Source organism: Nocardia sp., from assembly GCF_025465275.1.
GTDB lineage: Bacteria > Actinomycetota > Actinomycetes > Mycobacteriales > Mycobacteriaceae > Nocardia.
Genome location: NZ_JAODNK010000181.1, coordinates 158,093 through 164,092, shown reverse-complemented (window position 1 = coordinate 164,092; position 6,000 = coordinate 158,093). Strand labels below are relative to the sequence as shown.

At 63.6% G+C, this 6,000-nt stretch carries 7 protein-coding genes; 4 read left to right on the top strand and 3 right to left on the bottom strand.

The window, feature by feature from the left end:
* Both JWN03_RS37990 and JWN03_RS37985 read left to right on the top strand, forming a co-directional pair.
* The coding region (locus JWN03_RS37990) for a hypothetical protein (protein ID WP_297625848.1) at positions 1-318 on the top strand (318 nt) is incomplete at its 5' end.
* Between the two features lie 115 nt (positions 319-433).
* Positions 434-1,201, top strand: a complete 768-nt coding sequence (locus tag JWN03_RS37985) for a 2-phosphosulfolactate phosphatase (protein WP_297625845.1) — start codon at positions 434-436, stop codon at positions 1,199-1,201.
* 14 nt (positions 1,202-1,215) lie between these two features.
* Here JWN03_RS37985 and JWN03_RS37980 read toward each other — a convergent pair whose 3' ends face one another.
* Positions 1,216-1,809, bottom strand: coding sequence for a TetR/AcrR family transcriptional regulator (locus JWN03_RS37980; protein ID WP_441343131.1), 594 nt, complete (start codon positions 1,807-1,809; stop codon positions 1,216-1,218).
* A gap of 96 nt (positions 1,810-1,905) precedes the next feature.
* On the opposite strand from JWN03_RS37980, the gene JWN03_RS37975 reads away from it, so the two are divergent.
* Positions 1,906-2,847 (top strand): hypothetical protein, encoded by a 942-nt coding sequence (locus tag JWN03_RS37975; protein WP_297625839.1) that lies wholly within the window; start codon positions 1,906-1,908, stop codon positions 2,845-2,847.
* Positions 2,848-2,879: 32 nt separating this feature from the next.
* Here JWN03_RS37975 and JWN03_RS37970 read toward each other — a convergent pair whose 3' ends face one another.
* Together JWN03_RS37970 and JWN03_RS37965 are read right to left on the bottom strand one after the other, a co-directional pair.
* The gene (locus tag JWN03_RS37970; RefSeq protein ID WP_297625836.1) at positions 2,880-3,224 is read right to left on the bottom strand and encodes a YybH family protein; all 345 of its coding nucleotides are present in this window, start codon (positions 3,222-3,224) and stop codon (positions 2,880-2,882) included.
* 454 nt (positions 3,225-3,678) lie between these two features.
* The gene (locus JWN03_RS37965; RefSeq protein ID WP_297625832.1) at positions 3,679-5,250 is read right to left on the bottom strand and encodes an MDR family MFS transporter; all 1,572 of its coding nucleotides are present in this window, start codon (positions 5,248-5,250) and stop codon (positions 3,679-3,681) included.
* A 125-nt stretch (positions 5,251-5,375) separates the two neighbouring features.
* Between JWN03_RS37965 and JWN03_RS37960 the strand changes: the two genes are divergently transcribed.
* On the top strand, positions 5,376-5,945 hold the full coding sequence (locus JWN03_RS37960; RefSeq protein WP_297625829.1) for a TetR/AcrR family transcriptional regulator: 570 nt from the start codon (positions 5,376-5,378) through the stop codon (positions 5,943-5,945).
* Positions 5,946-6,000: the final 55 nt, after the last annotated feature.

Genomic DNA, 6,000 nt, shown 5'->3' with positions numbered 1-6,000 from the left:
GGTGACGGTCAGGCCGACCACCGGCCACTTGGTCGCATTGATGTACTGCAGGACCATCTCCGGTGCGCTCACACGCGTGATCGTATTGCCGGGCAGCGACTTCCGCTATGCCACTGCCACTTTCGTGCGCTGTTCCATTTCGGCGTCGAGCAGGCGGATCGCGCGGGGGATGAGGAGGGTGCGGATATGACCGAATTGGCCACCCGGTACACCCTGGCGGAACTACGGGCCATCGGCGATTGGATCCACCGAACCACCGAAATCCTGGTGGCCAACACCCGCCGAATCTCCGCCCCCGACTTCGGGTCCGGGGCATAGGTCGAAGCGGGAAGTCGTGGAGCCAGCTGTGTCACAACGCTATTGAGCGAAGGGCTCACGTATCTGTCAGACTGATCAGCCGGTAAGTGGCAGGTCAAGTTGATGGGGTGTGGGTATGCCGGAGATTCCTGAGTGGGCGAGGCAGAATTCGTGGGGAGTGCGACTCGACTGGGGTTTGGCCGGCGCGCAGGCGCTCGGGCCGGGTAGCGCGGCGGTCGTAGTGGTCGATGTCCTGTCGTTCACCACCTCGGTCTCGGTTGCGGTCGATGCGGGGACGAAGGTGCTGCCGTATCCGTGGCGGGACGGATCGGCTGCGGAGTTCGCCGCTGGTCGGGACGCGCGGCTGGCTGTGGGTCGAAAAGCGGCGACTCCGCAGCAGCCCTGGTCGCTGTCTCCGGCCGCCTTGCGCCGCGCGCCCGCGCCGGAGCGCCTGGTGCTGCCGTCTCCGAATGGGTCAGCGATTTCGGCCGCGGTGACGGGGGTACCGGTGATCGCTGCCTCCCTGCGCAATGCCTCGGCGGTCGCGCGCTGGATTGTCCAGCAGGGCTGGGGAACTGAGGAGCATCCCATCGCGGTGATCGCGGCCGGTGAGCATTGGCCGGGGCAGGATGTGCTGCGCCCGGCGATGGAGGACTGGCTCGGTGCGGGCGCAGTCCTCGCGTCGCTCGTCGAGAACGGTGCCGGACCGTTGTCGCCCGAGGCGTGGGTGGCCAAGCTCTGCTACAACGAGATCGAGGATGTGCCCGCGCTCATCGCCGGCTGCGCCTCCGGGCTCGAGCTGGCCGGGATCGGCTTCGCTGATGATGTGGCGATTGCGACCGAAATCGATTCCAGCAAGGTCGTACCGGTGCTAATCGACGGAGCCTTCACCGACGCCTCCTGACCCCCCCGGCCGGATCAGACCTGCACCGCGTTCCATGCCGCCTGGCCGAGGAGCGGTGCGGCGCCGAGCATGTCGAACTCTGCCGAGCGCGCGAGCCACAGCCGGGCGTATTCGACGCACGGCCCCATCCACAGCGCTTGGCACAACCTGGGCGGCAGCGGTTTGATGCGACCCTTCTCCACGTGCGGCTGCAGCCAGGCGCTCGCCTCGCCGTAGAAGTGCTCATTCATCGCGGTGATCGCCGGCCGCGATTCCTCGATGATCTCGTACTCGCGGCAATGGAACAGATACCGCGCCCGCAACTCGTTGGCGGCGACCCACTCCAGGTGGGTGCGAACGGAGCCTTCGATTCCGCCGCGCGCGCTCGAATTACCTTGCAGGGCAGCAAGGTAGGTGTCGAAGTAGTCGCGCAGTATCTCGATGTACAACTCGGCGGCCACCCCCTCCTTGCTCCCGAAGAAGTGGTAGATGCTGCCCACGCTGGCCCCGGACGCGCGGTGCAGAACCTCGACCGTGGTACCCGCCACTCCGTTCTTCAGATAGACCGTGAGCGCGGCGTCGAGGATGGCGCGCCGGCGCGCAACGCCGGCAATCGAGGAAGTGGTCACCATCGAACGATACCGAACCCGGCTCTTGACTAGAAAAAAGTTCTAGAATATTTTTCTAGTCCTTATCTGAATGCATGACTGGAAGGACCGTGACGAATGAGCACGAGTACCAACAACCGCACGAGTAGTGAAGCGCGGCGGGTGAATCCGGTGGATGTGGCCCTCGGCGTCGCCTGCGTGGTGTGGGTCGTGATGACGGTCTGGTCGGGGATACAGACGGGCGGCAAGGGCCTGCCGGTGATCCCGCAGACGATCACGTCACTGGCGCTGGTGGTGGCCGTATTCGGCCACATGCTCAAACACCTGGGCGTGAAACTCGCCGCTGCCTACTTCGTGGTCGGGGCCGTCATCGAGTGGTCCTTCGAGCAGGCCAATATCTCGTTCAGCGGATTCGTCTGGGGCGATCTGCGCTATGGCGATCTGGCGATGATGGGTCCCCATATCGGGAGTGTTCCCCTCATGGTTCCAGTGGCGATGACCGCATTGCTGTGGCCGGTCTACGTGATCATCAACGTCGTGCTCGACGGGAAAATCGTGGTGAACCCACGCTCGCTGCGGCCGTTCCAGGTCGTGTGGCGCTGCGTGCTCTACGGAATGCTGCACGCCTGGATGGCCTTTCTCACCAATGGTTTCTGCACGAAGTTCGGTGTCTACGAATGGGTCGGCAAGTCCAAGGCCCTGCCGGCTGACGACTCGTTCTTCGGCGACCCCCAGCTGCCGATCGGATGGACCGTCTGGGGTTTCGTCACCACCCTCGTCGTCTCGTTCGTGCTCATCCCCGCTTTCGGCAAGGATGCGCTCCGCCGCTCGGCGACCCGCCCGCTCAGCTGGGTCGACGCCGCCCCCATCGTGGTCATCGGGTCATACGCATTCGCACTGTTCCTCAACCCGGTGAACAAGTCCGTCGGCAGCGTCATCCTGTTCATGTTCGGATTCATCTCGCTACTGGCCCTGTATCGCTTCGTAGCAGTCCTCCTGAACCAGGACCGACCCAGTCCCCAACTCGCGACAGCCGAACCTGCGCCAGCAGAGAATTAGCCGTTTGCCAGGCCCCGAGGTGGGAGTCCATGTCAGGCCTGGTATTTCGCGGAGAACGTGTGGGCTACCTTCTTGCCGCCCTGCACGATGATGGTGTCGGCCGCGTATTCGGCTATGCCGCCGGTCCATTCGCAGAACGCGACATCGCCTTCGACCTTGATATTGCTCAAATCGACTGCGGCGCGGACATCGTCGGGAAAGTATTTCCCGAAGACGTCGTGGTAGAACGGCCGGATAGCGTCCTTGCCGACGAAGTCTCCCGCAGCATTCACGAGCACTCCATCCTCAGCCCAGTCAGCCATGACGGCGTCGATATCGCCCTTGCGCCAAGCAGCGAGGTGGTGGTCGGGAACGGTGCGGGTTTCATCAGTTGACATTGCTCGACTCCTAGATGGAAGTGGACCTTCTCGTATCTATCGGCCGATCACCCATTAAGGCTCGACGGACGCCGACGGCTTCGAAAGCGCGGCAACCAACGTTCACAGTAAGCTCTATGACCTGAACACCGCGGTTGTCTCAGGGGCCCGGTCCGTGCGCTCATTACCTTGGTGATGCTGGTGCTGGGTGTGACCGCCTTCGTCGTGTGGTGGCGAGCGCCGGAGGCAGACGCACCGGTGGTGTAGTCGAGGATGTCGCGTAACCACTGGTCGGCGTCGGGGGCGACACACCCATTGCGGCAGACGGTGAAGGAACCAAGATCATTATCCCCGCGCCCCAACGTTGCCCACGTTCGACCACCGCAATGACCGACAAAGGGTCCGTGGCCGACGAGGTGATGCGGGTCTGCGAAGCGCAGCATCGTCGTCGATGGAGCTGGCTTTGGTTCGGGTGCTAGCCGGCGGCGACCGTTTCTGCGGTCTCGTCCTTCGGGGCATCCGCGAATCCGACCAGCTTCACGTCCTCGAGGAAGAACGACACGACCAGGCCGACGACCCCGGCTGCGGCGCCCGCCCAGAAGACCCCGACGATGCCGTGGGTGACCGCTGCGTGCAATGCGTCCTGCAACGGCTGGGGCAGCGTGTGCACCATGGAGGGCGGCAATTGCGCGCCGCCGGATACCAATTTCGATCCGGCGTCGCCGGCCTTGGCGGACAGTTCGTGTGTGAGCCGAGTGGTGTAGATGGTGCCGAGCACCGCTGTCCCGAGCGACATGCCCATGGTCCGCAGGAAGGTGCTCGCGCCCATGCCCGCGCCCATATCGCGCAGGCTGACGCTGTTCTGTGCGATGAGCATCGAGGGCTGCATCAGGCAGCCGACACCCAAACCGAGGACAGCCATGAACAGGCCCAGGGTGAGTTTGGTGGTGTCCGTGTGCACCTGAGCCAGCAGGACCATGCCGCCGATGAGTATTACCGAGCCGATGATCGGGAAGATCCGGATCTTGCCGGTCTTCGAGGTGATCTGACCGATCGCCACGCTGGCTATCATCATCGGAAACATCATGGGCAGCAACAGCAATCCGCTGTTGGTGGCGGATGCGCCCTGGACGAGCTGCTGGAATTGCGGCAGGTAGGCCGCCGAACCCATCATGGCGAGACCGATGATGAAGGCGAGCGCTCCGGCCAGCGCGAAGTTGCGATTCGCGAAGACGTGCAGTGGCATGATCGGCTCGGCGACCCGTTGTTCGATGGCGACGAACGCTACGAATCCGACGATCGCTACCACGATGACCGTGATGATTTGCCATGAGCCCCAAGCGTATTGCGAGCCGCCCCAGCTGCCCAGCAGTACCAGCGCACTCGCCCACACCGCGAGTGTTCCCGCGCCCCACCAGTCGATCGTCACCTTGCCGGTGGTGCGTCGCGGCGCGTGCAGGGTGAACCAGACGGTGGTCAGCGCGATGGCTCCCAGGGGCAGGTTCACGTAGAACGCCCAGCGCCACGACGCGTTGTCGGTGATCCATCCGCCGATGAGCGGGCCGCCGAGCATGGCCAACGGCATGATCGCCATGAACAGGCCCTGGTACTTTCCGCGTTCCGCGGGCGGAATCAGCTCGCCGAGGATCGACATGACACCGACGATCAGACCGCCGGCGCCGAGGCCCTGCAATCCGCGGAACAGGATGAGCTCCATCATGTTCTGCGACATTCCGGTGAGGGCCGAACCGGCGAGGAACACCACGATCGAGGCGAGGAACGCCGACTTGCGGCCGAACAGATCGCCGAGTTTGCCCCACAGTGGCGTGGAGATCGCCGTGGCCAGGGTGTAGGCGGTCAGCACCCACGACAGGTGCTTCAACCCACCGAGCTCACCGACGATGGTCGGCAAGGCCGGGCCGACGATGGTGTTATCGAGCATTGCGAGGAGCATTGTGATCATCAGGCCGCTCATTACGGTGATGATCTCGCGGCTGCTCCGCCGCTGGAATCCTTCGGCCTCGACCGCCGTCGCTTGTTCTACCATGTTCCCACTCATTTACTTGCCGACCGGTCAGCTGCTTACCTGCCGTATAGTAATCTCCTGAATTGCGTTGTCAAACGAGCGATTACGGACAGGAGCGTGAATGGATGCCGCCCAGCGAAGGCAGCATGCGAGAGCGAATCCTTCAGGTGGCCCTGGAGTTGTTCACCGAGCGTGGCTATGACGGAACATCGCTGCGTGAGATCGCCGAGCAACTCGATGTCACGAAGGCCGCGCTCTACTACCACTTCAAGTCCAAGGACACGATCCTGGTCAGCCTCATCGCCGAACTCGGCGATGCACTGGACGCGCTGGTCGTGTGGGGTCGCGACCAAACCCTCTCGCCCGATTTCCAGCACGAGATGCTCGATCGGGTCTCCGACCTGTTCTTCGGCGACGCCAACCGTGTAGTGCGGCTCATCCAGCAGAATCAACCCGTCCTCAGGGCACTGGCGGCCGACGCCGCGGACCGGCACGTGCGCGACGCCACCGAATTCAAGGCACTGATCGGTGAGATCATCACTTTGATGACGCCCGAAGACTGCGATCTGCACACACGCATGCGAATCCGCACGGCAGTGGCCGCGATCATTTTCGGGCCGATCACCGCCGAACAGCTCGGCGACACCCTCGAAGCGAGCCTCGACGAGCAGAAGAAAATCTCGCTCGCCATCGCCCGCGAGTTGCTCGCGACCTGACGGTCTTCAGCCGACCGAGCCTGGTGGGCGGCAGTCCCGTGCGAGAATTTACCCA

What these genes read in the sequence shown, in the direction of transcription:
- JWN03_RS37985 (WP_297625845.1), top strand. Translation starts at nt 434, where the DNA reads ATGCCGGAGATTCCTGAGTGGGCGAGGCAGAATTCGTGGGGAGTGCGA.
- JWN03_RS37975 (WP_297625839.1), top strand. Translation starts at nt 1,906, where the DNA reads ATGAGCACGAGTACCAACAACCGCACGAGTAGTGAAGCGCGGCGGGTG.
- JWN03_RS37970 (WP_297625836.1), bottom strand. Translation starts at nt 3,224, where the DNA reads ATGTCAACTGATGAAACCCGCACCGTTCCCGACCACCACCTCGCTGCT.
- JWN03_RS37965 (WP_297625832.1), bottom strand. Translation starts at nt 5,250, where the DNA reads ATGGTAGAACAAGCGACGGCGGTCGAGGCCGAAGGATTCCAGCGGCGG.
- JWN03_RS37960 (WP_297625829.1), top strand. Translation starts at nt 5,376, where the DNA reads ATGCGAGAGCGAATCCTTCAGGTGGCCCTGGAGTTGTTCACCGAGCGT.